Source organism: Ekhidna sp., from assembly GCF_039940915.1.
GTDB lineage: Bacteria > Bacteroidota > Bacteroidia > Cytophagales > Cyclobacteriaceae > Ekhidna.
This window is the reverse complement of sequence record NZ_JBDVFO010000002.1, coordinates 1,033,110-1,057,500: the sequence shown is the minus strand read 5'-3', so window position 1 is coordinate 1,057,500 and position 24,391 is coordinate 1,033,110. Positions and strand designations below refer to the sequence as shown.

Sequence of the window (24,391 nt, the reverse complement as noted above, 5' to 3'; positions counted from 1 at the left end):
GTCTGTTATGTGCTTTAATTATCCGTTTAGTTACAGTCGTCTTCGTTCGTTGGTTCATTTACATGAATCGCCAGGTTGGTCTCTATGCTACCTGATACTGATTCGTAATCTTCAAATGTCAAATCGAAATTTATAACATATCTTCCTCCCTGTTCGGAAATCGAAATCTGACCACCTGCGGGAGCAGAGAGGTTACCATTATTGGATAGGTAATGTGAAAACCATGCAAAAGGTGGATTTGTTGACTCTTCATTTAAAAGGAATTCATACGTTCCTGTACCCAGTTCAAAATCCTCAAGGTAAAAAGCAATGTGCATTTCCATTTTCCGTTCCTGAAATCTCTTAAAGAATGGAAAATCAGATATTTTCATGTCATAGTAAAAATCATAGTTGTCCCGAAGCGGTCCGAAATGGAAACATTCATAGTAATCTATCTCAGTATATTTTATGCTGAATTGTTCTCCATCGATAATCAGTTCACCTGAGACGTTCGGGTCTGGTAAATCATTATCACAGGATGTTAAGAGGGGAAAGGTTACCACAATGAAAGAAAGCAGTTTCAAGAAGTTGGTTACTTGTTTCATTGATTTTCGTTTTTTACATATTGCACATAACATTTATGTAACAACAGATGTCGTTTATCTGCCTTTCAAATATAGTTTATTCCATCTCGATAGTCACATAACGCCTCTTTGCGAAATAGAATATATAATTTTCTGCTGATAGAAATAGTCTTCTGTAGTATTCGCACAAAGCAACCTTTATCAAACAAAAAAAGCCCAAGTCATTGACCTGGGCTTTGAGATTTTATTGGCGTAATAGTGCTACTTGCTGTGCTACTTACCTCACCAGCTGTTTGTTGGAAGGTGCGAACCGTGTAAGCACAATCCCATCAACAGCGTCTTCATATTCTTTCATGGATGGTGTTCTTCCAAGAACGGTTGAGAGCACTACCACAGGAGTAGATGAAAGGAGTGATTCTCCTTTTTTCTCATTGGAATCTTTTACCACTCTTCCCTGAAACAATCGGGTCGAGGTAGCCATTACCGTATCACCTGGGGCTGCTTTCTCCTGATTTCCCATGCACAGGTTACAGCCCGGACGCTCCAGGTAAAGCATGTTCTCGTATTTCTTGCGTGCTTCTCCCTTAGGCGCATCATCGTCGAATTCAAACCCAGAATACTTCTGCAACACTTCCCAGTCTCCCTCAGCTTTCAATTCATCTACAATGTTGTAGGTAGGAGGTGCAACCACCAAAGGCGCTTTGAACTCAACTTTACCTTGCTGAGATTCAATGTTCTTGAGCATCTGGGCAAGGATTTTCATGTCGCCCTTGTGCACCATGCAAGAACCAACAAAGCCTAAGTCCACTTTCTTATCACCACCGTAATAGGAGAGTGGTCGGATGGTATCGTGGGTGTATCGCTTAGATACGTCATCGTTGTTTACATCTGGATCGGCAATCATTGGCTCAGCGATCTCATCCAAGTCCACCACCACTTCTGCATAATACTTTGCGTTGGCATCAGGTCTGAGTGCTGGCTTTTCACCCGACTGGATTTCCTGGATTCGGTCATTTGCCTTATCCACCAAACCTTGAAGCACTTGCTTCTGGTTGTCCATTCCCTTTTCGATCATGATCTGAATTCGTCCCTTCGCAATCTCAAGTGACTCGATCAAGGTCTCATCTTCTGAAATACAGATGGATGCTTTGGCCTTCATCTCTGCCGTCCAATCGGTGAATGTGAAAGCTTGATCAGAAGTCAATGTTCCTATGTGAACTTCAATAATTCGTCCCTGGAATACATTTTCACCACCAAACTGCTTCAACATTTGTTGCTGTGTAGCATGTACCACATCACGGAAATCCATGAAACTTCTCATCTTTCCTTTGAAGGTAACTTTCACAGATTGCGGAATTGGCATGGTAGCCTCGCCTGTGGCCAATGCAAGCGCAACGGTTCCTGAATCTGCGCCAAAAGCGACACCTTTAGACATTCGTGTGTGCGAGTCACCACCGATGATGATGGCCCAGTCGTCAATCGTAATGTCATTCAGCACTTTGTGAATAACATCTGTCATCGCATGGTACACGCCTTTTGGATCACGTCCCGTGATCAATCCAAAGTCGTTCATGAATCTCATGAGCTTAGGTATGTTGGCTTTTGACTTGTCGTCCCAAACAGAGGCTGTATGACATCCTGATTGGTAGGCTCCATCTACGATGGGTGATATCGTGGTAGCTGCCATTGCTTCCAATTCCTGTGAAGTCATCAGTCCTGTGGTGTCCTGCGAACCAACAATGTTGACTTCTACTCGTGCGTCAGAGCCGGCATGCAAGGTTTTACCTGGAGTTATACCTACTGCATTTTTATTGAAAATTTTCTCAACAGCGGTCAATCCCTGACCTTCGATTGAAACCTCTTTTGAAGGAGCATAAACTTGAGGAGCCTCAATTCCTAAAGTCTTAGCGGCAAAAGTCTGCAGCTTTTTCCCGAATACCACCGCATAAGATCCGCCAGCTTTGATGAACTCCACTTTTTGTGGCGTCAACGAACTTGAGATATCAATGAGCTCTTGGTCACCATTGTATAGCTTCTTCTTCTTGGTATTGATGGTTAGAACAGTACCGGTAGCCACTGAGTAGGCTTCTTCAAGAACGGGCTCGCCATCAGCATTGACAACTGTATTGCCATCTGCATCTTGTTTCTTCACCCAGTTTTTTAAGTCAATCCCAATTCCTCCTGTAACTCCAACAGTCGTAAGGAAAATAGGCGAAATGCCATTAGTGCCAGCAATAACCGGTGCGATATTGATGAATGGGACGTAAGGGCTAGATTCTATTCCGGTCCACAAGGCAACGTTATTTACGCCTGACATCCGTGACGAACCAACTCCCATTGTTCCTTTTTCAGCGATAAGCATGACACGCTTATCAGGATGCTTTTCTTTCAAAACTGAGAGTTCATTCTGCATGTCTTTGTTGTGTTCGAACAAACACTGACCATGCAATTCGCGATCTGATCTGGAGTGTGCATCAGCACCTGGAGAAAGTAAATCTGTAGAAATATCCCCTTCTCCAGAGATGAATGTGACGATTTGGATTTCTTCATCTACCTCCGGGAGCTTAGTGAAGAACTCAGCATTGGCGTAGCTCTCCAAAATATCCTTAACAATTGCGTTACCTTTTTTATATGCTTCTTCTAACCGGGCCGTATCTGCGTCGTAAAGAAAAACTTGAGTTTTTAGCACCTTAGCCGCTTCCTGAGCAATTGAAGAATCATTACCAAGCGTTAAATCAAGTAAAACTTCGATTGAAGGGCCGCCTTTCATGTGGGACAGTAGTTCAAAAGCGAATGCCGGAGTAATTTCTGAGACCGCCGATTGTCCGAGAATAATTTCTTTCAGGAATTTAGCCTTTACCCCAGCTGCGCTGGTAGTTCCAGGTAAGGTATTGTAAATGAAGAATTTAAGAGAGTCTTCTCTGTGTGTATGGTCTTCATCCTTTATCTGTGAAATGATTTCGCTTAGTAATGCTGCATCATCAATTGGCTTTGGGTGCAGACCCTGATTTTTTCGTTCCGCTATCTCCTTGATGTAATCTTGATATGTATTCATTAAGTAAGTTATTTCAGTGTTTTAGCTGCCTTAAAAAAGGTATTCGGTCTCCTCTTTTTTTAAGGGTCGACAAAGATAATTGATTCTTTGACTGATTTGTTAACAAAAATTTGCTCAAAGAAATCAGGCTAAACTTGTCAAAAATTTCAATGTATCGACATCATCGGCATAATCCCATAACTCGGGTCTTTGCGCCTTTCCAAATGGGATGTAGTCCTTACCGACAATGCATTGAATTTTCTCCTTTTTAGTATCCAGAATGGACTCAAGGTTCTCCAGCGAGTCATACTCCTGATGAAAAAGGACACCTATTGGCGATACCAACTCATCTGTCGAATTGATTAAAAGAAACCCGGTATCTAGATGAGGTGTTTTGTTGACTAGATATATTGACTTGTAGTAGTCATAATTGTTTCGATACTTGTTGTGGTTGGCCACTTCCTGAAACCTTTCAAAATGTGGAAATGCTTCTCTGAAATCATATCCTTTTGACGTAAATACCTTCGATACATTTCTACAACCTAAGCCAAAATAAGAGAAAATATCTTCTCCTAATGCGCTCAGTTCATCGGAAGTTTCTTTGCCTGTGAGAATGGCAACTGAGGTTCTGTTTTTGCGAATGATGTTGGGTACCTCTTTGAAATAATACTCAAAATACCTAGCGGTATTGTCACTTCCTGTGGCGATTACCGCATCAATATTGGTGAGCTTTTCGCGTACTTCAATGTTCTTTTTGAGGCGAGGTTCTATATCGATGATCCAGTCGATTAAGGTGTTAGTCAAGAATTGATCATCGCTGCTTGGTTTCACGGCAGCAAAATGACCAGAAATTAAGACAGAAAGCAGGTCATGAAATCCGACAAGCGGAAGGTTTCCTGCCATGACAATGCCAACTACTTTGGGCGTTTCAATCTCAACAGCGTAGTGATTGACCCACTCATTTAGTTTATCTTCTTTCAACATGAAGCTGATACCTTCGAGCGCATTTTGTACACTTTCTGTAGAAAACCAACCATTGGCAGCCTTCGCTGAAGTTGCCAATTGTTCAACTTCTTCGCTTGAAAGTTGAGCTATTTTTTCTCCTAGTTTGGCAAAAGCGTTGATTTTGTCTTGAATGTTCATGAAAAAGTGAAATTGTTAGTCTCTGCTGGTTGGCTACAAACATATTGCGATTAATTTTGTTCACTCATTTGTAACACGAAAAAAGCGTTTTTTCTATGGCAATTATTATTACGGACGAATGTATCAACTGTGGAGCATGCGAACCCGAATGCCCAAATACCGCAATCTATGAAGGTGGAGTAGAGTGGAAGTGGGCAGATGGTACAGATCTGAAGGATATTGAAATGGAGGATGGATCTAAGGTAGATGCAAAAGAAATTCAAGAACCGGTTTCGGATGAATTCTACTATATCGTTCCAGGTAAGTGTACTGAGTGTACCGGATTTCATGAAGAACCTCAATGCGCCGCGGTTTGCCCTGTGGATTGCTGCGTACCTGATCCTGACTATGTCGAGACGGAAGAGGAACTTGCAGCAAAGAAGGAGTGGCTACATCTCTGATTTGAAGAAACTGCGCTTTGGTGGCCTTGTGAATTCGCAGGTCATCTCATTTTCTTTCGCTTGATAAGGTAAGCTCCAAGAACCTTGTCATATGAATCGTTGGTGTTAACTGGTACAAAGTCAACTTTCATCATTCCGCACTTAATTTTTAGGTCTTGATAAAACTTTGACATTTCATCCCTGTAGAGATCCTTTACTTCGTGGGGATTTACTTTCACTGATTCTTTTGTTTCTAAATCAATGAATTTGTGAGGCCTGTCTTCAAAGTCAAAATTTAATTCGCTGGAATAGTCAGAAACGTGAAAGAGAATAACCTCATGTTTTTTATGCTTTAAATGTTGTAGCGCATTTAGTAAATCCTCTTCATTGTGATTTTGAAACATATCTGAGAATATGACTACAAGTGATCTTTTATGCATTTTCTCAGCCATTTCATGAAGCACAGAGCTAATATCCGTCTGGGACTCTGGATTGCGCTGATCCAAGACAGATAGCTTCGATAGAATGGTGCTTAAATGTGCTTTTGTACTTCTCAAGTCTGTCTCCTCTTCAATTTTGTCTGAGAAAACAGAAAGACCAACTACATCCCTTTGTTTCATGAGTAGATAAGAAAGGGCAGAAGCAGCGAATACCGCAAATTTTAACTTGTCTTTTCCAGGAGCGGGGTAGTGCATGGATGTAGAATTGTCTACCAATATGCGACATCTCAAGTTTGTTTCCTCTTCGTATTGCTTGGTATATAGCCGATCTGTGCGCGAAAAGATTTTCCAGTCCATGTGACGCGTGCTTTCTCCGAAATTGTAAAGCTTATGTTCTGCAAATTCAACTGAAAAGCCATGATATGGTGACTTATGTAGCCCCGTTATGAAGCCATCCACCAGTTGCTTGGCGATTAATCCGAGGTTATCAAATTGGTTTATTTCTGAAATGTTTGTCTTCATATGCATGTTTCGAGTGCTAATCATAAGCTGATTTTGCAGATAAAAAAGATAATGCCGTATATTTAGCCCGATTTTAGTAAAAAACTAACACCTAACACTAATATTTAAGCAAGTGGAAGATAATAACGAAAAAGGAAGAGACGAGATCTATTCTGAGAGAGTAAAGGCGGGAAAGCGTACGTACTTTTTTGATGTGAAAGCGACACGGTCGAATGATTATTACCTGACAATTACAGAGAGTAAACGAAAACCTAAAGACGATGGTTTTTTCTATGAAAAACATAAAATTTTCTTGTACAAAGAAGATTTCAATAAATTTGTAGATGCGCTAAATTCCACTGTGAACCATGTGAAGGACGAGTTAATGCCTGAAGTGGATTTCACCCAATTTGACAGAGATAACGAAGAAACGCACACGGTAGCGAATGCGGACGTTTCAGATTCGGACTCTGATCTTAAATGGGATTAAAAATACTTTTTAGTATGTATGAAGAGAGAGGCTCTCAGGAAATTTTCTGAGGGCTTTTTTATTTTATCAACTAGCTTTGCCTGGCGAAAGACTTTCGAGCTTTCAGAACCTCAAAATTATTATCTCCTATGGGATTACAATGTGGAATTGTAGGGTTACCGAATGTAGGTAAATCCACACTTTTTAATGCACTGTCAAACGCGAAAGCTGAGGCAGCAAACTTTCCTTTTTGCACGATCGAGCCAAACGTAGGCGTAATCACGGTGCCGGATGAACGTCTTCAGATTCTTTCTGATTTGGTCAACCCCAAGAAAGTGTTGCCAACCGTAATGGAGTTTGTTGATATAGCGGGGTTAGTAAAAGGAGCGAGTAAAGGGGAAGGGCTTGGAAATCAATTTTTAGCCAACATTCGGGAAGTTGACGCAATTATCCATGTAATCAGGTGTTTTGACGATGATAATATCGTCCACGTTTCCGGTAAGGTAGACCCCATTGAAGATAAAGAAGTCATAGATACAGAGCTGCAGCTAAAAGATTTGGAATCTGTCGATAAGCGAATCCAGCGTGTGGAAAAGATCGCTAAGTCAGGAGATAAAGAAGCCAAGGCAGAGTATGAAGTTCTTTTGAAGTTCAAAACTCATTTGGAAAGTGGACAGAATGCACGCTCCCTAGAGATGGATAAGGAACATCGATCTTGGGTTAAAGTCCTCCAACTGCTCACCGACAAACCAATCATTTATGTTGCTAATGTTGATGAAGAATCGGTGAATACAGGAAATGAATGGAGTAAGAAACTCGAAGAGAACATTAAAAATGAAGAAGCACAGCTCATTCTTGTTTCCGCAGGACTCGAAGAGCAGATAGCAGAGTTTGAAGATCCGGAAGAGAAGCAAATGTTTTTGGATGAATATGAGTTGACAGAATCCGGATTAAATCGATTGATTAAAGCTTCATATTCACTATTAGACTTGATTACCTATTTCACTGCTGGCGAAACAGAAGTAAGAGCTTGGACGATTAAAAAGGGGTGGAAGGCACCACAAGCAGCAGGAGTGATACATACGGATTTCGAAAAAGGATTTATCAAAGCAGAGGTTATCAAAATACCAGATTATCAGGAATACAAAACGGAGGCCGGATGTCGGGAAGCGGGCAAGCTATCCATTGAGGGGAAGGAATATATCGTAAAAGACGGAGATGTAATGCACTTCAGGTTCAATGTCTGATTAAGGCTCAATGGATCGAAATCTTTTATAGCCAATCAATTCATCATTGACATTACCAGGTCTTCGATAGTAGATCAAAATTTCGTACTGATTTTCGGATTGGAAATGACTTCCTTCAAAATAGGTCGCAGGTAATTCATCACTTTTTACATAGTAAAGATATTCGTAGTAGCCTTGTTTGAGAGGGATGGAAGCAGTGTATCTGTTAATGCCATTTTCATTCGTGAATCGCATGCGATTCATGTCATTTAGCTGCCAATTGTTAAACTGTCCCCAGACATAAACCTCACCAGGAATTTCATCTGCTTTGAGATTGAATTGCACATTGGCATAATCTGCGTTTAGAAAACCTTCCCCAAGATCCGTGGTTTGTATGATGAAGTTTCCGTTGATGTCCTGGAAGTTTTGGGAATAGGTTAAGTCGCCTCTGGATCCTCCCAATTGGAGTGGAGCTATTATTTGCTTTCCGGTATTTATGATTTTCCTAACATTCCTACCTGACACACTAAAAGTTCTTAAGTCTGCAAATCTAAAATCATTCCAACCGGGAAAATTGGTTTTCAAATCAACGTGACGATATTCTACAAAACCCTCATTGGTCTTTATTAGCGTAGGAGAAATATCATCGATGGCTGTATTCCAATTGTGATTCTGGAGCAATATTGGACTGATATCCCTTGAAGGTGAGTTGACTAAAACATTTCCATAATTGAGACTAAACTCAATTTGATGATTATTGTCTCTTTTACTGATGGTATTGCTTACCCTTACAATTTGATCAATTGACACCTTGCTATCCGTCACCAGGAACCTTCTGGTTAGGAGTACATCATCAGGATTAGCCCTTCTGAAAATGGCTATTACATAATTACCTGATAAAGTAGGCTTAGCGATGGGTAGTCGATAGTTGATGTATGGTTGAACAGTATTGACACTGTAGTCAAATTCAGAAATCCGATAATTATTTATTTGACTTAAAAACTCCATATCTCTCAAAAGCGACTTATTCCAGTCTTTATTGCAATGGATGATTCTAGCACTTAAGTTTTCGAATTGATCAGTCAACAGATCAAAAGAAAGTACAAGTTGATTGGAAGAATTCAATCCAATTATTGGATGCTCCAGTTCTTTTTCCTGTCCATTCTCGAAAGGTGTGATTTTGGTTGTTCCAACAATGTCTTCATAGTCGTAATTGTCATAAATGATTTGTTTGCTGGAGGTCGATTGTTGGGGGACAATCGGTTCGCAGTTGACTAACAATAGGGCAATTGTTATTATGACTAGGTTCTTCATAACTTTATGGAGTACAAAAGCCCAAATTAGATATTACAACTATAATATTCAGCTTTGGGTCTAATTAAATACCAGCGTAATGTCGGTAACTGAAGAGAAATTGATTAAGGGCTGCCAGAAAGGCAAAAAAGAGTACCAGCAGGCACTCTACGACAAATACTGTGATGGTATGTATTTGGTGGCGCTTAGGTATTCTAAAATGCAGCAAGAAGCTGAAGATATCATTCAAGAAGCCTTCATTAAGGTTTTTAAGAATATCAAAAAATTCAGAAAAGACTCATCACTGGCATATTGGATAAAACGAATAGTTGTGAATACTGCCTTGAACCACCAAAGAAGCAAACTCTACTTATACCCTATGGTAGATGTGAGTGATCTGGAAGATTGGTCAGAAAAAGAGTCGGTGATTTCCGCACTTGGCTATGAAGAGCTACTGGGACTGATACAAGAGCTCCCGACAGGATGTCAAGTCATATTCAACCTATTTGCCATTGAAGGTTATAAGCATCATGAAATTGCAGAAAAATTGCAAATAAGTGAAGGAACCTCAAAATCTCAATATTCGAGAGCTAAATCGCTTTTGGCAGAAAAGGTCATGCAGAGAGAAAAGATAAAGTATGGGTCCGGAGAAGTTTGAAGATAACATCCGGAAAAAGTTTGAAGGACAAACGAAGCATACTCCAAATGGTATTTGGAGTCACATTGATAGTGAATTGAATGCTGAGCTTGTATCTGTTTATGCATCACGGCATGTGGTATATAAGTGGGTTTCAGTTGCAGCAATGGCAATAGTGGTGCTTCTCTTAGGCATAATCTATTCGCCCTCCTTCACGAAGCAGACTTCTGAAGAAATTGCATCCTACAATGCTTTCCTCGCAGAGGATATTGATTTCGATAGTTACCTCACACCTAAACTAACTGGTGTAAAGTCCATGGATTTGACTTTTGATAAAATAATTCCCAACGCGAAAAATGAAGAAGTTTTAATTCCTGAAGAACGTCCTGTATTTGAGATTAAAGGAGTGAATAGACGCAGACCTGTTCTTTATGCGGCTGTGTCTTCAAAAGACATCCATCGCTATTACCAAGTAGGTGCAGGCATAGTCCAGCACAAAGGAAACATTGACTCTGAAACTAAAATGTGGGCAGGATTAGAGGCAGGAGCAGGTACTTTTAATTCAAGCTTCGAAGGATCAGGAACCGTTGCAAATTCATTAAATCCCGGAGCGCTGGCTTCTGCGATTGGTTCCTCCAATTTTGTCAATCCAACAACCAATATTTCGGAGGAGATGGATCAAGGGGTCACCACAACTATTGGTGTTGACTTTGGAGTACAGTTGACCAAAAAATGGACGCTGGAAAGTGGCTTGGCCTATACGAATATGGACAATCAAGGTACCGCATCAATAAGTGTACTTGATGTTTATACCATACAAAACAATGATTTCATTACCAATGGAGGTGGTATTGATGGAGGAACCAGTTTTGGTCTGGCTTCACGAGAAGCGCCCATTGAAGTAAGAGAGAATTTCGATCACGAAGTTGAGCTCAATAACAACGTTCAAATAGCTTCCATACCCTTAAAAGCAGGGTATTTTGTTGTCAATAGAAAATTCAGCCTCCGTCTAAATGCAGGATTTTCAGCCAATTACCTTGTTGCCGGGAATATTTCAGACCCCTCTAAACAAATTTTGAATAGCGAGAATCTAAATTTCTACAATGATTGGTCATTTGATGGAGTAGGGGGACTGGAATTGGGATATTCTATTTTTAACAAATTTGATTTTACTCTTGAACCAAACTACAGGCATTCCATTACACCAATAAGTGATGTGGTAAACTCGCCTTCACGATTTGTCATCCAGACAGGCTTTAGGTATACACTTAAGTAGCCATCTATCCAATAAAAGGGCTGTTTCGCATAAAAGATGCAACCATACATCATAAAGAGAGTATTGCTGTTATAAGCTTTTGCAATTTTTGCGCGCTTGTCAACTAACTCTACTTCATGCAACTCAAAGAGCTACTTTGTGCTTTCTTTTTATGTGTTATTTATAGCGGCTTTACACAAGAAACCTCTTTAGCAGTCAAATCATACACGACAAATCGGATTGAGTCAGAAATTCAAATAGACGGCAAATTAGATGATGAAGCATGGAATCAAGTAGAATGGGGTGGCGACTTTGTAGGCCACCGACCCGATTTCAATGTGGCGCCTTTCCAGGAAACCCAATTCAAGATACTGTATGATGCAAAATACCTGTATGTTGGAATTCGTGCATTTGACAAGGAGCCTGAGAAAATTGTGAAACGAATGTCAAGGCGTGATGGATTTGATGGAGATTTCGTTGAAATTAATATCGACAGTTACGGTGATAAACGAACCGCTTTTTCCTTTTCAGCCTCCGTGTCAGGAGTTAAAGGCGATGAATATGTTTCGAATAATGGAGACAACTGGGATAGTACGTGGGATCCTATCTGGTACCTTAAAACCAGTATTGACGACCAAGGTTGGATTGCGGAATTTAAAATTCCACTTTCACAGCTAAGATTTGCGAATAAAGAGAATCACACTTGGGGGATTCAATTTACACGAAGAATTTTCAGAACGGAGGAGCGATCAACCTGGCAACCAGTGGATCCCAATGCTCCTGGCTGGGTACATCTATTTGGTGAACTGAACGGACTAAAAGGCATAAAACCTCAAAAACAGTTGGAAATTCAACCATATGTGTTAGCCTCAGTTGAAAAGTACCCAAGAGAACCAGAGAATCCTTTCAGAGATACAGGTGAAGAAATGAAGGGTAACCTGGGTTTGGATGCCAAGATAGGATTGACTTCAGATATCACATTAGATCTTACGGTAAATCCTGATTTTGGACAGGTAGATGCAGACCCTTCCAGAGTTAATCTTTCTGCTTTTCAGCTGTTTTTTCGAGAGCGAAGACCCTTTTTCCTTGAAGGGAGCAGCTTACTAACTTTTGGCACCAGCGGAGGGCCTAATAATCTTTTTTATTCCAGAAGAATAGGAGGTAGACCAATTGGCCGGCTGCCGGGCGATGTTTCGTATTCAGATTTCCCCAATCAAACGCAGATCTTAGGTGCCGCAAAGCTTACAGGTAAAAATGCAAAAGGCTTTTCTTGGGGTCTGCTGGAATCGTTTACCAATAAAGAAGTGATTGATGTAGTAGATACATTAGGTGTAAGAAGAAGAGAGCAAGTCGAACCTTACACCAATTATTTGGTAGGAAGAGTGCAGCAGGATTTTAATGGAGGCAAGACGGTAATTGGTGCGATGGTCACCAATATGAATCGAATAGACAATGAAGGCTACAACCTTGAATTAACTCACAACAACGCGCAAAGTGCAGGTGTGGACATTAATCATAATTTTAAAGATAGAAAGTATGGGATGGAAGCTCGATTCGCTACGAGTAGAGTAGAAGGATCTCAAGGTGCTCTGTATCGGACGCAGACCTCTTCGGTACGTTTCTTTCAAAGACCCGACAATAATTATCAGGAGGTAGATTCTTCCAGAACTGAACTTGTGGGCTCTGCTGCTAGCTTATCCTTTGGTAAAAGAAGTGGAAATTGGAGGTGGACCTTTGGATCAAATTATCGCTCTCCTAAACTTGCACTCAACGACATTGGGTTCTTGCGTGTCACTGATAATATCAACAATTGGCTCTGGAGTTCCTATCGGGTCAATAAGGTAACGAATCTGTTCAGATCTCAGCAGTACAACATGTATATGGAACAAAACATGGATTTTGGAGGTGTTACCACGGGCAAGGGAATGAACATGAACATGAACTGGGAGTTTATCAATTACTGGGGGTTTAATCAGGGCTTGTGGATTGGTGGAAAGAGAGTGTCTAATGCGGACCTTCGTGGTGGTCCTTCCATTACCTATCCGGGGAACATTAATTACTGGTATTGGCTGGGATCAAATAGTAGAAAAAAGGTAAGAGTTACGTTCAATAATTGGTTCAATTGGGGTAGAAATAATTCCAGAAAGAGCTCAGGCGTTTCTTTAAGGATTGATGTACGCCCTCTTGATGCGATGCAAATATCAATCTCTCCAAACATTAACTGGAATCGGGATGATCTTCAATACATTTCTCAGGTTGAATTTAACGGGGAGGATAGATATGTTTTGGGAAGGGTCGAACAAAAAACGTATAGCATGTCTGTTCGAATGAACTACAACATTACACCGAACCTAACCCTTGAGTTTTGGGGGCAACCATTCATTGCAAGCGGTGAATACAGTCAATTTAAGCGCGTAAACGAACCAAATGCAGAAAATTACAATCAAAGATTTATCCTTTTTGATGAAGCTGAAATCGATTACAATGAGGAAGATGAAAAGTATGAAGTGTATGAATCCGGATCTACAGAATCAGATTATAACTTCAGTAATCCCGACTTCAATATTGTGCAGTTTAGATCCAATTTCGTGATGAGATGGGAGTACATTCCAGGGTCTACACTCTTTTTAGTTTGGGCTGGAAGTGGTTCTTATTCTGATAATTCCAGGCAAAATGACTTTAGCGATTTGTCTGCTAAACTTACCGGACTCACTGGTACCAATACCTTCTTGGTAAAATACACTTATCGATTTATTTTGTAAGGCTTCTTCCTACTAACTTTGGGCAAATTCAAATATTCAAATATGCCTAAAGTTGTAATAATTGGAGCTGGAGGAGTGGGGAGAGTCACCGCATTCAAGTGTGCTCAAAACCCTGATGTATTTACTGAAATAGTGTTGGCCTCTCGTACACAATCAAAATGTGATGATATCGCAAAAGATATCAAGAACCAACTTGGAGTTTCAATCAAGACCGATCAGGTTGATGCAGATCATGTAGATCAAGTTGTTTCTTTATTTAAAAAACACGATCCAAAATTGGTCATCAATGTTGCACTCCCCTATCAGGATCTTACCATCATGGATGCCTGCCTCGAAGCGGGAGTGAACTACCTTGATACGGCAAACTATGAACCGCCTGAGGAGGCTAAGTTTGAGTACAAATGGCAGTGGGCATATCAGGAGCGTTTCAAGCAAGCAGGACTTACAGCGGTGTTAGGATGCGGATTCGATCCAGGTGTGACAGGCGTTTTCACTTCCAGAGCAGCAAGGCACTTTTTTGATGAGATACACTATTTAGATATAGTAGACTGCAACGCGGGAGATCATGGAAAAGCATTTGCTACTAATTTTAATCCCGAAATCAATATTCGCGAGATCACGCAAAAAGGAAAATATTGGCAGGATGGAGAATGGATAGAAACCAATCCCTTCGAATTTAAGAAAGACCTGGACTATCCCAACATTGGCAAGCGTCCATCATACTTGCTATATCATGAAGAGTTAGAATCTCTGGTCAAGAACTACCCATCAATAAAACGTGCTCGTTTTTGGATGACATTCGGGGATGAGTATTTGACGCATTTACGCGTAATCCAAAACATTGGTATGGCTTCCATTGAGCCTGTAAATTATGAAGGAAAGGAAATTGTGCCACTTCAGTTTTTAAAAGCCGTACTTCCAAACCCAGGAGATTTAGGAGAAAACTATGAAGGGGAAACCTCCATCGGTTGTCGAATAAAAGGCGTGAAAGATGGGAAAGAAAAAACGTACTATATCTGGAATAATTGCAGTCATAAGTCAGCTTACGGCGAGACAGGAGCGCAAGGTGTTTCATACACCACTGGCGTACCTGCAATGACCGGAGCATACATGATGCTCACTGGCAAATGGACAGGGGCGGGCGTCTTCAATGTTGAAGAATTTGATTCTGACCCATTCCTGGAAAAATTGGCAACATCGGGTTTACCTTGGCATGAAGAGGAAGATTTAGACTTAGGAATGGACTAATATGGTAGATATAGAAAAGGTACCGGAATTTTACAGAGGCTATGTAAAAGCTGCAGGAAGCGGAGAGCTCGTACCTCTTCTGCTTAAATCAGGAGATGACTTCATTACTTTTTGTAGAAGTCTTACTGAGCAGCAAGGAAACTATCGGTATGCACCAGATAAGTGGAGTATCAAAGACATTATCCTTCACCTGATCGATGCAGAAAGAGTGTTTGCATACCGCGCCATGCGATTTGCGAGAAATGATAAGACGGAGCTTTCAGGTTTTGATCAAAATATTTATGCTCCTGAGGGCAAGGCTGATGAGCGAACGATTCATAATCTACTTTCGGAATTCACCAATGTGAGAGCCGCGACCGTTGATATGTTTTCGTCTTTCAGTGAAGAGCTACGGCAAAGGTCTGGCGTGGCAAGTGGTGTGGAAATGAGTGTAGAAGTACTGGGATATATAATTTCAGGGCATTTAATTCACCACATGAATGTGATTCAAGAACGATATACCAGTTGAAAATACCATCTCCTTGCTTTGTATTGGATGAAGAGGCGCTCCTTCGGAACCTTCAGCTCATTAATGATGTGCAGCGAAGAGCCGATGTTGAAATTATACTCGCGTTCAAAGGTTTTGCCATGTGGAGTGTTTTTCCTCTGGTAAAGCAATATGCAAATGGCGCAACGGCTAGTTCACTCAATGAAGTGAAACTGTGCAATGAAGAAATGGGGGTCAAATCTCATACGTACTGTGTAGCGTATGCAAATGATGAATTTCCCGAGATCGCCAGTCAATCTTCGCACATCACATTCAACTCTTTGAGCCAATACCGCCAGTTTGTTGATAAGGTTCCTGAAGGTGTTAGTGTCGGTCTGAGAGTGAATCCTGAGTGGTCGGATGTTGAAACAGACCTGTACAATCCATCAAGTCCTGTTTCTAGATTGGGGATTTCACATGAGAGCCTAAAAGAACTGCCCGCCGGAATAGAGGGTTTACATTTTCATGTATTGTGTGAGTCGGATTCATATGCCCTGGAAAAGGTAATGATGTCATTTGAAAGTAAGTTTGGACATCTTTTATCGCAGGTCAAGTGGGTGAATATGGGTGGGGGCCACCTGATGACAAAAGAAGGGTATGACACCAATCATTTGATCAAGATTCTTTCGAATTTTAAGAAAAAATACGATGTACATGTGATTCTCGAGCCCGGAAGTGCCTTTGCCTGGCAAACCGGAGACCTTCATGCGACAGTGCTGGATGTTGTAGATCGTGGAGGAAAGAAGACTGCCATTTTTGATGGCTCATTTACTTGTCACATGCCTGATTGTCTCGAAATGCCTTATCGTCCCAAATTAGAAAATGGCTCGGATGAGCATGTAGCAGGGTGGCATCCCTTTCGCTTGGGAGGTGTTAGTTGTTTAGCTGGAGATTTTCTAGAAGAATACTGGTTTGAAAAGCCACTTGAATCAGGAGATCAGCTTATTTTCAAAGATATGATCCACTATACCATGGTCAAGACCAGCACTTTCAACGGAGTGAAGCACCCTTCAATTGGTATACTTAGGAAGACCGGTGAGTTTGAATTGATTCGGCAGTTTGGCTATGAAGACTTCAAAGACCGCCTTTCTTAGTTCCCGATTTTTGCTTTAAGATCCCCTCTCATGAATTGATTGTACTCTTCGCAGGAAAGGTACCCCTCACCCAATGAATAGGGGCAAGTTTTATACACCTCATTGAATAATCCCGCTTGAACGACTACACCCGATCCATGGCAAACTGGGCAAAGCATTTTTTCCAATCCGCCACAATCATATTCCGCGGATTCAAGATCTTTCGTTAGTTGCTTAGATTGAGAGCGTTGAATTTTGAGGTACTCATCTTCCGCATATTGTAAAAACTGAATCGCAGGTTCATAATATTTTCCCTTCGTCCCTTTAAGCTGAATATACTTGTTGAGCCAATTGATGCTTTGCTTATATTTTTTAACATGAAAGCTATTTCTACCAAAAAGATAAGCCATCTCAGAAGGAAGCTTTTCCATGTTTTGCAAAACGAACTGAAAAAGAATTTGAGCACTATCGTATTTACCTAGCGCCATCAACTCAGCGCCTTTCTCCATTTTGCCAATCAACTCAGATTCACGTACAATCTGCGAATGACAGACAAGTGTGGAAACAAACAGGAGAAAAAAGAGTAATTTTTTCAAATTTCTATAGTTAATCAAGCTTAAGTTTATCAATTGCAGCATTGATAACGACCGGAAAATTAAAATGGTTTGTCGGTCTTCTACCTTCTTATAGCAAAAGATTAACCAAATTTGTGATTACCCTCAATCTTTTGACAGTTTTGGCAATAAAATTTCCTGTAAACGTTTTGGGAGTAAGGAACTCAATTTTATGAAAAAGGTCTATCTAATCATTTTTGTTGTTTGTTTGTTTGCTACTGATGTGACTGGTCAAAACACCAGGAGCACTGAAACACCGAAACCACCTCAGCCACAGTATCAAGCGGCAAAAAAAGAGAAGAAAAGCTTTTTGTCGTTTTTGAAGAAGAAGGATAAAAAGCCAAATCCATTCTATTCTACGAAAGAAGAAGAAGTCACTGCTTTTAGAAAGAAAATGAAAGCAGTATCTAAGAAAAAGGCAAAGGAGGAAAAATTAGCAAAAAAGCCTGAGTATTCGGACCCATCATACTTTGGACATAAACGTCCACCGAAGAAACGACCGGTAGGCAAGCAGAAATTTTGTAAAGTGTGTAAAATGAAGCACTAAATTTGAACATTACGAGCACCTATTCTAAACCAGGCCTTGAAAAAATGTCGTTAGAAAATTCAGCTAATGGTGAAATGCTTGTGAAATCCATTGTTTGAGCGAAGTGAGTTTGGATTTCATTCCGTATTCAAGCTGAATTTTAGATATTTATTCACAGCCTTGTCTTTTTTTGTTTCGTTTTTTGGGACAAGCCAAAAAATGAAAAATGTTGTTTTGACAGCTATATTAAGCACTCACGCTATAAATCGTCTGCGAACGCATTTTTAAATTAAAATGCGAAAGAATGGCTCGGCGAATGGATTGAGCTAAGAATGTGTGATTCACACCACCCTCTGAAACTGCATACTTGATAATCGGTCGCTGAATTTCCTTAATCAGGGATAATTCCTGAATCCATTGAGTAAACATCAGCTTCCAATCGGAATCATATGCCTCCATGTGTGAACGTCCATCCCACATGATTTCCAGTTGGTTGTCCGCGTGATTGTGACGATAGATGGCAGCAAGAATATCGTAGTTGCTTAACAGTAGCGCTTTTCCTGTACTGATCTTTGTTTTGAGCTCTATGATGAAGTCATCTTCCAACCCCATCGGGTTATGCTGCTGGCTATAGGTAGATAAGGTTTGCTGAAGCCACTGATCCAATAAGCTGTCTTTCGAAAACGCTTGAACGGATTTTAGTAGATAATTCTTATCCTGCGAGAAGTATTTTTCTTCAATTAGCACAGTGCAAAGATATTGAATTGTGCCATATAACCCTGTAAGTAAGAACAGTGTTTGTTGGATTTAAGCACAAGCCCTTTTCATGAGGATGTTACATTGATGTGAGTATGGGTGGTCCAGAGGCATTGGGGTTGAAGCTAGGACAAAAAAAAGGCAACCTACGGTCGCCCTTTAAATTTTATTAAAATTCTTTTGAATTACTTAGTGAACTGGAATGTCCATTGTTCATCAAAAATTCCAGAAGTTCTAGCAGGACTAGCTACAGTAAACTGCATGGATAATGCTGAAGTAGAAGGAGTAATTACAATTTCTACATTGTCACCACCACGAATCACAGTTGAAACATTTGTAGCACTTTGAAATGCCCAAGAACCACTAACGGAAGTTTCCGTACTGGTTCCACCCCAAACTTCTCCATAACCTGTTGGAATTCCAGATGCACTATAATTTCCACCCCAAACACTGTTGGCGCCTTCAGCAGCACCACTGATTGTAAGAGTAAAACCGGTCCAATCGGCTTCAGGGCCATCTCCAAAAATTGGATCGCCTGAAACAGCCCATGTACCTTCGAAAATTCCAGCTTGGGTTTCACCAACACTTGGTCCTGGATCATCACCACCACCGCCGCACGACATAAAAATAACTAAGGAAGCAAAAACTAAGGCAGCAAGTAAGTTTGATAATCGTTTCATAAAATTTGAATCTAATTATTGTCTGATTTTAGATATAAGTTCATTCCAAAAGTAGAACTTTTTAACTTTTATACCTACTTAACAGCGAAAACCCGTCGAAATTATTCGTTAACTACCTTTTTTTTAAAGATTAAGCAGTTTGGAACAATGTTTTATCTCATTCTGATCATTAGAAGCTATAATGAGCAGTTGATCCGTTTTTGTATTGAGCTGATTTTCCCACCATTGAAAGCCCTCACTATCGAGATTTGAGGTGGGTTCATCCATCAAAATAACGTCGTTTTCAAAGAAAAATGCAGTGATGAGTTTCACTCGCTGTTTCATTCCTGTAGAAAACTCTCCAATGATTTTGTTTAGCGGTAGTGTTGCCGAGTCGGCCATCTCCTCAATGCTACAAAGTGGCTTTTTGAATTCGCGATGAAATTTCAGGAATTCGCTCAGGGTAAATTCTTCAATCACTTCGGTGTAAGGTCCGATCAATACAGCTTGAAGGGATTGGTCATCTACTTTTTTTCCGTCAAGGAGGATGGTGCCGGCACTAGGTGTAAGATACCCTGCTATAATTTGAAGTAATGTTGACTTTCCTGCTCCATTTTTCCCGGTTATCGCAGTAGGATCACCTGATTGGAGTTCAAAATTTTGATGCCTGAATATCCAGGTTTTTCCAAACTTCTTTCCAATATCTTCTCCAGCTATGATCATTTTTAATCCTTAAAGAGGCCTTTTGGTGCACACAAATAATGCTTTGTCACAATTTTACTCATCGCTTTGATGTTTGGGAGATCTGAGGCTTCTGCGACATCTACAACATCTCCGTGCTTTCTTAGAATCTTGATAGATTGTCCTGAGGCAATGTATGCGGAGTTGCTAACCGAACCAGTTTTCATAAAGTATCCTGCTTCATGCACATCAATACCATAATGCTTCATCACTTTTTGAATCAAATCGTCTGTAACGATTCTACCAATCGGATCATTTGAAAAGGATATTCCGAGCAGTCGCCTATCCAGGAGCATATCACTCAGGGATCGTAGTACAGGGTCTTCATGATCCCGCCAAAATTTGATGGAACCCCATATGTCATTGTCATCCAAAATAGAGTAGACCTCCAGAATGTCAGGATCATCTTCAAAATCTTTTTTAGTAATGTCTTGCTCCAGAAAGATGCTCAGCGCGGGGGTTGCTATCACTTTTTCACCTCGTTGCGTTAGCTCTTTAGCTCTTTTTATCAATTCGATGAGCATGACTTCTGCACTTACCGCAGTTTTGTGTAGATAAACTTGCCAATACATCAACCTACGTGCACTCAGGAAGTTTTCAATGCTATAAATGCCTTTTTCTTCAACCACGAGATGTTCGCTTGCTACATTAAGCATTTTTATAATCCTTTCGGAACCGATAGAGCCTTCATAGACGCCAGTAAAAAAAGAATCTCGCTTCAGATAGTCCAATCGATCAATATCCAGTTGGCTGGATACCAACTGATGAAAGAAGGGTCGGTCGTATTCGTCTTTGAAGATTTTGATTGTTAAGTCAAGCGCTCCATTAAATTCTTTATTCAAGCGCTCCATCATCCAAATACCGACCTGTTCATGATGAACGTGCTTGAACAATGAAAACTCCAACGTATGGGAAAAAGGACCATGGCCCACATCATGAAGTAAAATGGCAAGCATACTAGCCTGGCGCTCTTCCTCCGAAATTTCTATTCCCTTGTCTTGCAAGGCATTGAGTGCTCTTCTCATCAGATCCATCGCGCCAAGTGCATGATGAAACCGAGTATGAAGTGCACCTGGATATACCAGATCTGTTAGGCCCAGTTGTTTTATCCGCCTCAGTCTTTGAAAATAACGATGCTCAATGATGTCAAAAATGAGATCGTTGGGTATATTGATGAATCCGTAAACCGGATCATTTAGAATTTTCTTTTTGTTCAACAGTGTTTGTGATTTACTTAGCAAACCAATGCTAAAACTGAATTAATGCAGCAATTTAAAATCTTATGGGCGGACGATGAAATTGAGCTACTAAAGCCACATATTTTATTTCTCGAACAGAAAGGATATAAGCTCACTCCGGTAAACAGCGGAGCTGACGCGTTAGAAGAAATCGACCATAATTATTTTGATATTGTATTTCTGGATGAAAACATGCCTGGTATGACGGGTTTGGAGACGCTGAATTACATCAAATCCACGCATCCCAATCTTCCAGTGGTAATGATTACCAAGAATGAAGCTGAGGAAATCATGGAAGAGGCCATCGGTGCTAAAATTGCTGACTACCTCATTAAGCCGCTGAATCCCAATCAGATATTGCTTTCTGTCAAGAAGATTTTGGATAATAAGCGCATCATTTCTGAAAAAACAAATCAGGGGTATCAAAAGGATTTTCAGCAACTGTCCATGGGAGTAATGGATGCGGAGGATCACAATGATTGGATGGAGATTTACCGTAAGTTGGTCTACTGGGAGTTGGAGTTGGATGAAACGCAAGATAAAAGCATGGTGGAAGTGCTGAATGCTCAGAAAGTGGAAGCAGATGCTGATTTTGCCAATTTCATCACATCCAATTATGAGGATTGGATTACAGATCCGGACATTGATCGACCGATGCTTTCGCATAATTTGCTGAAGCATAAAGTCTTTCCTGAAGTTGGTGAAGAGCCTGTATTTCTGATTGTCATTGATAACTTGAGGTATGATCAGTGGAAAATGATAGAACCAGAAGTAGCGGAGCTTTTTAACGTTGACTCTGAAGAGATGTACTTTTCCATTCTGCCAACTACCACATCTTATGCAAGGAATGCACTTTTTGCTGGGCTCACCCCATTAGAGATATCGAGACGCTACCCAGACCTTTGGGTGGGGGAAGAAGCTGATGAAGGGAAGAATATGAAGGAGAAAGACCTACTCGAGGCTAACATGGCTCGCCACAAGTTGAATGCGAAATTTAGCTACCATAAAATTCTACGTGCGGACGAAGGGAAGCAGCTAAGCGAAAATGTTCCCAATTTGATGAATAACAAGTTGAATGCAATCGTGTTCAACTTTGTGGATATGCTTTCCCATGCACGCACAGATATGCAAATGATCCGAGAGCTCGCTCCGGATGAATCAGCCTATCGCTCCTTGACCAAATCATGGTTTGCTCATTCTTCTCTGTATGATACACTGAAAGAGCTGTCCAGGAAGAAAGTAAAAGTAATGATCACCACAGATCACGGAACCATTCGCGTGAATAAAGCACAAAAGATTGTCGGTGATCGAAATACCAATACAAATCTTAGATACAAAGTTGGTAGAAATCTGGCTTTTGACGAGAAGGCTCACTTTTATACCCGCGAGCCTGAAAAATTTGGACTTCCCAAAGAGCACGTAAGCTCATCATATGTTTTTACAAAAGACGATCATTTCTTTGCCTATCCTAACAACTACAATCATTATGTGAGGATGTACAAGGATACTTTTCAGCATGGAGGAATTTCTATGGAAGAAATCATGATTCCATTTATCGTACTGGCAAACAAATGACAATAGCGAATTACAATGAGGAGGAATTGCAAGAGGTGGCCAGGAAGCTAATCAGCAATTTTGGGCGCATCAATGTATGGTGTTTTGATGCTGAGATGGGAGCAGGTAAAACAACACTTACCAAGAAAATATGCAAAGAACTTGGCGTAGAAGATGAGATGAGTTCCCCCACATTTTCAATAGTAAATGAATATCAAACCAGAGATGGAAAAGATATTTATCACTTTGATTTCTATAGACTTAAGGATATTGAAGAGGCGATTGACATAGGCGTAGAGGACTATTTATTTTCAGGAAATCGCTGTTTGCTGGAGTGGCCAGCAATCATTGAGCCGCTTTTACCTGATGAATACCTCCAAATAAGCATTAAATTAGTAGGTGATTACACCCGATCACTAACTGCGCACCCTAAATGAACGAGACGTCTAAATCCGGATTTGCGAAGCTGGCTCAGGAACAGACCTTGTATCCTCAGGAAGCTCCAGCTAAGATTTCAAAAAAGCATCAATCAATGCAGATAGGTGTACCTCAGGAAGTTGCCCATCAGGAAAAGCGCATGCCTATACAGCCTTCTTCCGTGGGCGTATTGGTGGCCAACGGTCATGAGGTGCTCATCGAATCTGGAGCTGGAGATTCTGCCAACTTCTCAGATAAAGAGTATAGTGATGCAGGAGCAAAGATCGCTTACAGTGCAAAGGAGATCTTTGAGTGTCGCACGGTACTGAAAGTAGAGCCACCAACTATCAAAGAAATTGAACTGATGAAGCCTGGGAGTACGCTCATTTCGGCGTTTCAGGCAGGCAAGCAAAATGCAAAGTACCTGGAAGCGATCAATAAGAAGAAATTGATTGCCATTGGGTATGAATTTATCCAGGACAAAGTAGGAGGTCTCCCGCTTGTTCGCGCGATGAGCGAAGTGGCTGGAAGTACGGTTATGGTGATTGCCGCAGAATATCTCAGCAGCTCCAATGCAGGGCTGGGTGTGATCCTTGGAGGAATCACTGGGGTGCCACCCACACGAGTAGTAATTATTGGAGCAGGAACTGTAGCAGAGTTTGCAGGACGCGCTGCGCTTGGTCATGGAGCTGAAGTGAGGGTGTTTGATAATCAGATTTATAAAATGCGCAGACTTAAGCATACGCTGGGACAAGAAATCTATACGTCAACGTATGATCATACTTTGCTTGAAAAAGAAGTGAAGGAAGCAGATGTACTCATAGGTGCTGTGCGCTTTGAAAAAGGTCAGAATAAGATGCTTGTGACTGAAGATATGGTGATGAATATGAAGCCTGGATCGGTAATCATAGATGTGAGCATTGATCAAGGGGGATGCATCGAAACCTCCGAGTTGACCAATCACAAGAAGCCAGTCTTTGTGAAACATGACGTGACACACTATTGTGTACCCAATATTGCCTCCAGAGTGGCGCGAACGGCCTCTTTAGCCATATCCAATATCTTCACACCCATCTTGTTGGAAGCAGGAGACTGTGGCGGTTTTGATGAAATGATCTACACGCATCCTTGGCTCCAAAAAGGTGTTTATTCTTATAAAGGAACACTTACAAGCCTATCGCTGGCAAAGCGATTCAACCTTGCCTTCAAAGACATTAGCCTTTTCATGGCCGCTAGGATTTAGGTATCATTTTCGAACGACCTTGGCATGTTTATGTCAGCTGGAATCTACTTCGCC

General features: G+C 40.9%; 23 protein-coding genes. 13 read left to right on the top strand and 10 right to left on the bottom strand.

Annotated features, from left to right (window positions below):
• Positions 1 to 26: 26 nt before the first annotated feature.
• The 3 genes from ABJF57_RS09870 to ABJF57_RS09860 all read right to left on the bottom strand — a co-directional run bounded on the left by ABJF57_RS09870 (position 27) and on the right by ABJF57_RS09860 (position 4,740).
• Positions 27 to 584, bottom strand: coding sequence for a hypothetical protein (locus tag ABJF57_RS09870; RefSeq protein WP_462234748.1), 558 nt, complete (start codon positions 582 to 584; stop codon positions 27 to 29).
• Positions 585 to 840: 256 nt separating this feature from the next.
• Positions 841 to 3,618, bottom strand: coding sequence for a bifunctional aconitate hydratase 2/2-methylisocitrate dehydratase (locus tag ABJF57_RS09865; RefSeq protein ID WP_462234747.1), 2,778 nt, complete (start codon positions 3,616 to 3,618; stop codon positions 841 to 843).
• A gap of 123 nt (positions 3,619 to 3,741) precedes the next feature.
• Positions 3,742 to 4,740 carry an acyl-CoA reductase gene (locus tag ABJF57_RS09860; protein ID WP_462234745.1) on the bottom strand — a complete coding sequence of 333 codons (999 nt, stop codon included), beginning with the start codon at positions 4,738 to 4,740 and terminating at the stop codon, positions 3,742 to 3,744.
• A gap of 95 nt (positions 4,741 to 4,835) precedes the next feature.
• Between ABJF57_RS09860 and ABJF57_RS09855 the strand changes: the two genes are divergently transcribed.
• The gene (locus ABJF57_RS09855; RefSeq protein ID WP_462234743.1) at positions 4,836 to 5,180 is read left to right on the top strand and encodes a 4Fe-4S dicluster domain-containing protein; all 345 of its coding nucleotides are present in this window, start codon (positions 4,836 to 4,838) and stop codon (positions 5,178 to 5,180) included.
• 41 nt (positions 5,181 to 5,221) lie between these two features.
• Here ABJF57_RS09855 and ABJF57_RS09850 read toward each other — a convergent pair whose 3' ends face one another.
• Complete coding sequence (locus ABJF57_RS09850) at positions 5,222 to 6,121, bottom strand: DUF58 domain-containing protein (protein ID WP_462234741.1); 900 nt, start codon at positions 6,119 to 6,121, stop codon at positions 5,222 to 5,224.
• A 112-nt stretch (positions 6,122 to 6,233) separates the two neighbouring features.
• On the opposite strand from ABJF57_RS09850, the gene ABJF57_RS09845 reads away from it, so the two are divergent.
• Together ABJF57_RS09845 and ychF are read left to right on the top strand one after the other, a co-directional pair.
• Positions 6,234 to 6,590 (top strand): DUF3276 family protein, encoded by a 357-nt coding sequence (locus tag ABJF57_RS09845; protein ID WP_462234739.1) that lies wholly within the window; start codon positions 6,234 to 6,236, stop codon positions 6,588 to 6,590.
• Positions 6,591 to 6,718: 128 nt separating this feature from the next.
• On the top strand, positions 6,719 to 7,816 hold the full coding sequence (ychF, locus tag ABJF57_RS09840) for a redox-regulated ATPase YchF (protein ID WP_462234738.1): 1,098 nt from the start codon (positions 6,719 to 6,721) through the stop codon (positions 7,814 to 7,816).
• Here ychF and ABJF57_RS09835 read toward each other — a convergent pair whose 3' ends face one another.
• Positions 7,817 to 9,109, bottom strand: a complete 1,293-nt coding sequence (locus ABJF57_RS09835; protein WP_462234736.1) for a type IX secretion system plug protein — start codon at positions 9,107 to 9,109, stop codon at positions 7,817 to 7,819.
• A gap of 79 nt (positions 9,110 to 9,188) precedes the next feature.
• On the opposite strand from ABJF57_RS09835, the gene ABJF57_RS09830 reads away from it, so the two are divergent.
• From ABJF57_RS09830 to nspC, 6 genes are all read left to right on the top strand, one after another.
• Positions 9,189 to 9,746 carry an RNA polymerase sigma factor gene (locus ABJF57_RS09830; RefSeq protein ID WP_462234734.1) on the top strand — a complete coding sequence of 186 codons (558 nt, stop codon included), beginning with the start codon at positions 9,189 to 9,191 and terminating at the stop codon, positions 9,744 to 9,746.
• The gene (locus ABJF57_RS09825; RefSeq protein WP_462234732.1) at positions 9,727 to 11,001 is read left to right on the top strand and encodes a porin family protein; all 1,275 of its coding nucleotides are present in this window, start codon (positions 9,727 to 9,729) and stop codon (positions 10,999 to 11,001) included. Before ABJF57_RS09830 ends, ABJF57_RS09825 begins: the two co-directional genes overlap by 20 nt.
• Before the next feature lie 116 nt (positions 11,002 to 11,117).
• On the top strand, positions 11,118 to 13,742 hold the full coding sequence (locus ABJF57_RS09820; RefSeq protein ID WP_462234731.1) for a DUF5916 domain-containing protein: 2,625 nt from the start codon (positions 11,118 to 11,120) through the stop codon (positions 13,740 to 13,742).
• 42 nt (positions 13,743 to 13,784) lie between these two features.
• Positions 13,785 to 14,990, top strand: a complete 1,206-nt coding sequence (locus tag ABJF57_RS09815) for a saccharopine dehydrogenase family protein (protein WP_462234729.1) — start codon at positions 13,785 to 13,787, stop codon at positions 14,988 to 14,990.
• Between the two features lies 1 nt (position 14,991).
• Complete coding sequence (locus tag ABJF57_RS09810) at positions 14,992 to 15,498, top strand: DinB family protein (RefSeq protein WP_462234727.1); 507 nt, start codon at positions 14,992 to 14,994, stop codon at positions 15,496 to 15,498.
• Positions 15,495 to 16,610 carry a carboxynorspermidine decarboxylase gene (gene nspC, locus ABJF57_RS09805; protein ID WP_462234725.1) on the top strand — a complete coding sequence of 372 codons (1,116 nt, stop codon included), beginning with the start codon at positions 15,495 to 15,497 and terminating at the stop codon, positions 16,608 to 16,610. The genes ABJF57_RS09810 and nspC overlap by 4 nt, the downstream gene beginning before the upstream one ends.
• On the opposite strand, the gene ABJF57_RS09800 is transcribed toward nspC, so the two are convergent.
• Positions 16,607 to 17,185 carry a hypothetical protein gene (locus ABJF57_RS09800; RefSeq protein ID WP_462234724.1) on the bottom strand — a complete coding sequence of 193 codons (579 nt, stop codon included), beginning with the start codon at positions 17,183 to 17,185 and terminating at the stop codon, positions 16,607 to 16,609. The genes nspC and ABJF57_RS09800 overlap by 4 nt on opposite strands.
• A gap of 190 nt (positions 17,186 to 17,375) precedes the next feature.
• On the opposite strand from ABJF57_RS09800, the gene ABJF57_RS09795 reads away from it, so the two are divergent.
• Entirely contained in the window at positions 17,376 to 17,750 is a 375-nt protein-coding gene (locus ABJF57_RS09795) for a hypothetical protein (RefSeq protein ID WP_462234722.1), read from the top strand.
• Positions 17,751 to 17,975: 225 nt separating this feature from the next.
• On the opposite strand, the gene ABJF57_RS09790 is transcribed toward ABJF57_RS09795, so the two are convergent.
• The 4 genes from ABJF57_RS09790 to ABJF57_RS09775 form a co-directional block, all read right to left on the bottom strand.
• Positions 17,976 to 18,476 (bottom strand): hypothetical protein, encoded by a 501-nt coding sequence (locus ABJF57_RS09790; protein ID WP_462234720.1) that lies wholly within the window; start codon positions 18,474 to 18,476, stop codon positions 17,976 to 17,978.
• A 194-nt stretch (positions 18,477 to 18,670) separates the two neighbouring features.
• Positions 18,671 to 19,165 carry a hypothetical protein gene (locus ABJF57_RS09785; RefSeq protein WP_462234718.1) on the bottom strand — a complete coding sequence of 165 codons (495 nt, stop codon included), beginning with the start codon at positions 19,163 to 19,165 and terminating at the stop codon, positions 18,671 to 18,673.
• Positions 19,166 to 19,288: 123 nt separating this feature from the next.
• Positions 19,289 to 19,867, bottom strand: a complete 579-nt coding sequence (locus ABJF57_RS09780; protein ID WP_462234717.1) for an ABC transporter ATP-binding protein — start codon at positions 19,865 to 19,867, stop codon at positions 19,289 to 19,291.
• A gap of 2 nt (positions 19,868 to 19,869) precedes the next feature.
• On the bottom strand, positions 19,870 to 21,102 hold the full coding sequence (locus ABJF57_RS09775) for an HD domain-containing protein (RefSeq protein WP_462234715.1): 1,233 nt from the start codon (positions 21,100 to 21,102) through the stop codon (positions 19,870 to 19,872).
• Between the two features lie 45 nt (positions 21,103 to 21,147).
• On the opposite strand from ABJF57_RS09775, the gene porX reads away from it, so the two are divergent.
• The 3 genes from porX to ABJF57_RS09760 are packed head-to-tail and all read left to right on the top strand — an operon-like array spanning position 21,148 to position 24,337.
• Positions 21,148 to 22,698, top strand: a complete 1,551-nt coding sequence (gene porX / locus ABJF57_RS09770) for a T9SS response regulator signal transducer PorX (protein ID WP_462234713.1) — start codon at positions 21,148 to 21,150, stop codon at positions 22,696 to 22,698.
• Positions 22,695 to 23,114 carry a tRNA (adenosine(37)-N6)-threonylcarbamoyltransferase complex ATPase subunit type 1 TsaE gene (gene tsaE / locus ABJF57_RS09765; RefSeq protein ID WP_462234711.1) on the top strand — a complete coding sequence of 140 codons (420 nt, stop codon included), beginning with the start codon at positions 22,695 to 22,697 and terminating at the stop codon, positions 23,112 to 23,114. Before porX ends, tsaE begins: the two co-directional genes overlap by 4 nt.
• Complete coding sequence (locus tag ABJF57_RS09760) at positions 23,111 to 24,337, top strand: alanine dehydrogenase (RefSeq protein ID WP_462234709.1); 1,227 nt, start codon at positions 23,111 to 23,113, stop codon at positions 24,335 to 24,337. The genes tsaE and ABJF57_RS09760 overlap by 4 nt, the downstream gene beginning before the upstream one ends.
• Positions 24,338 to 24,391: the final 54 nt, after the last annotated feature.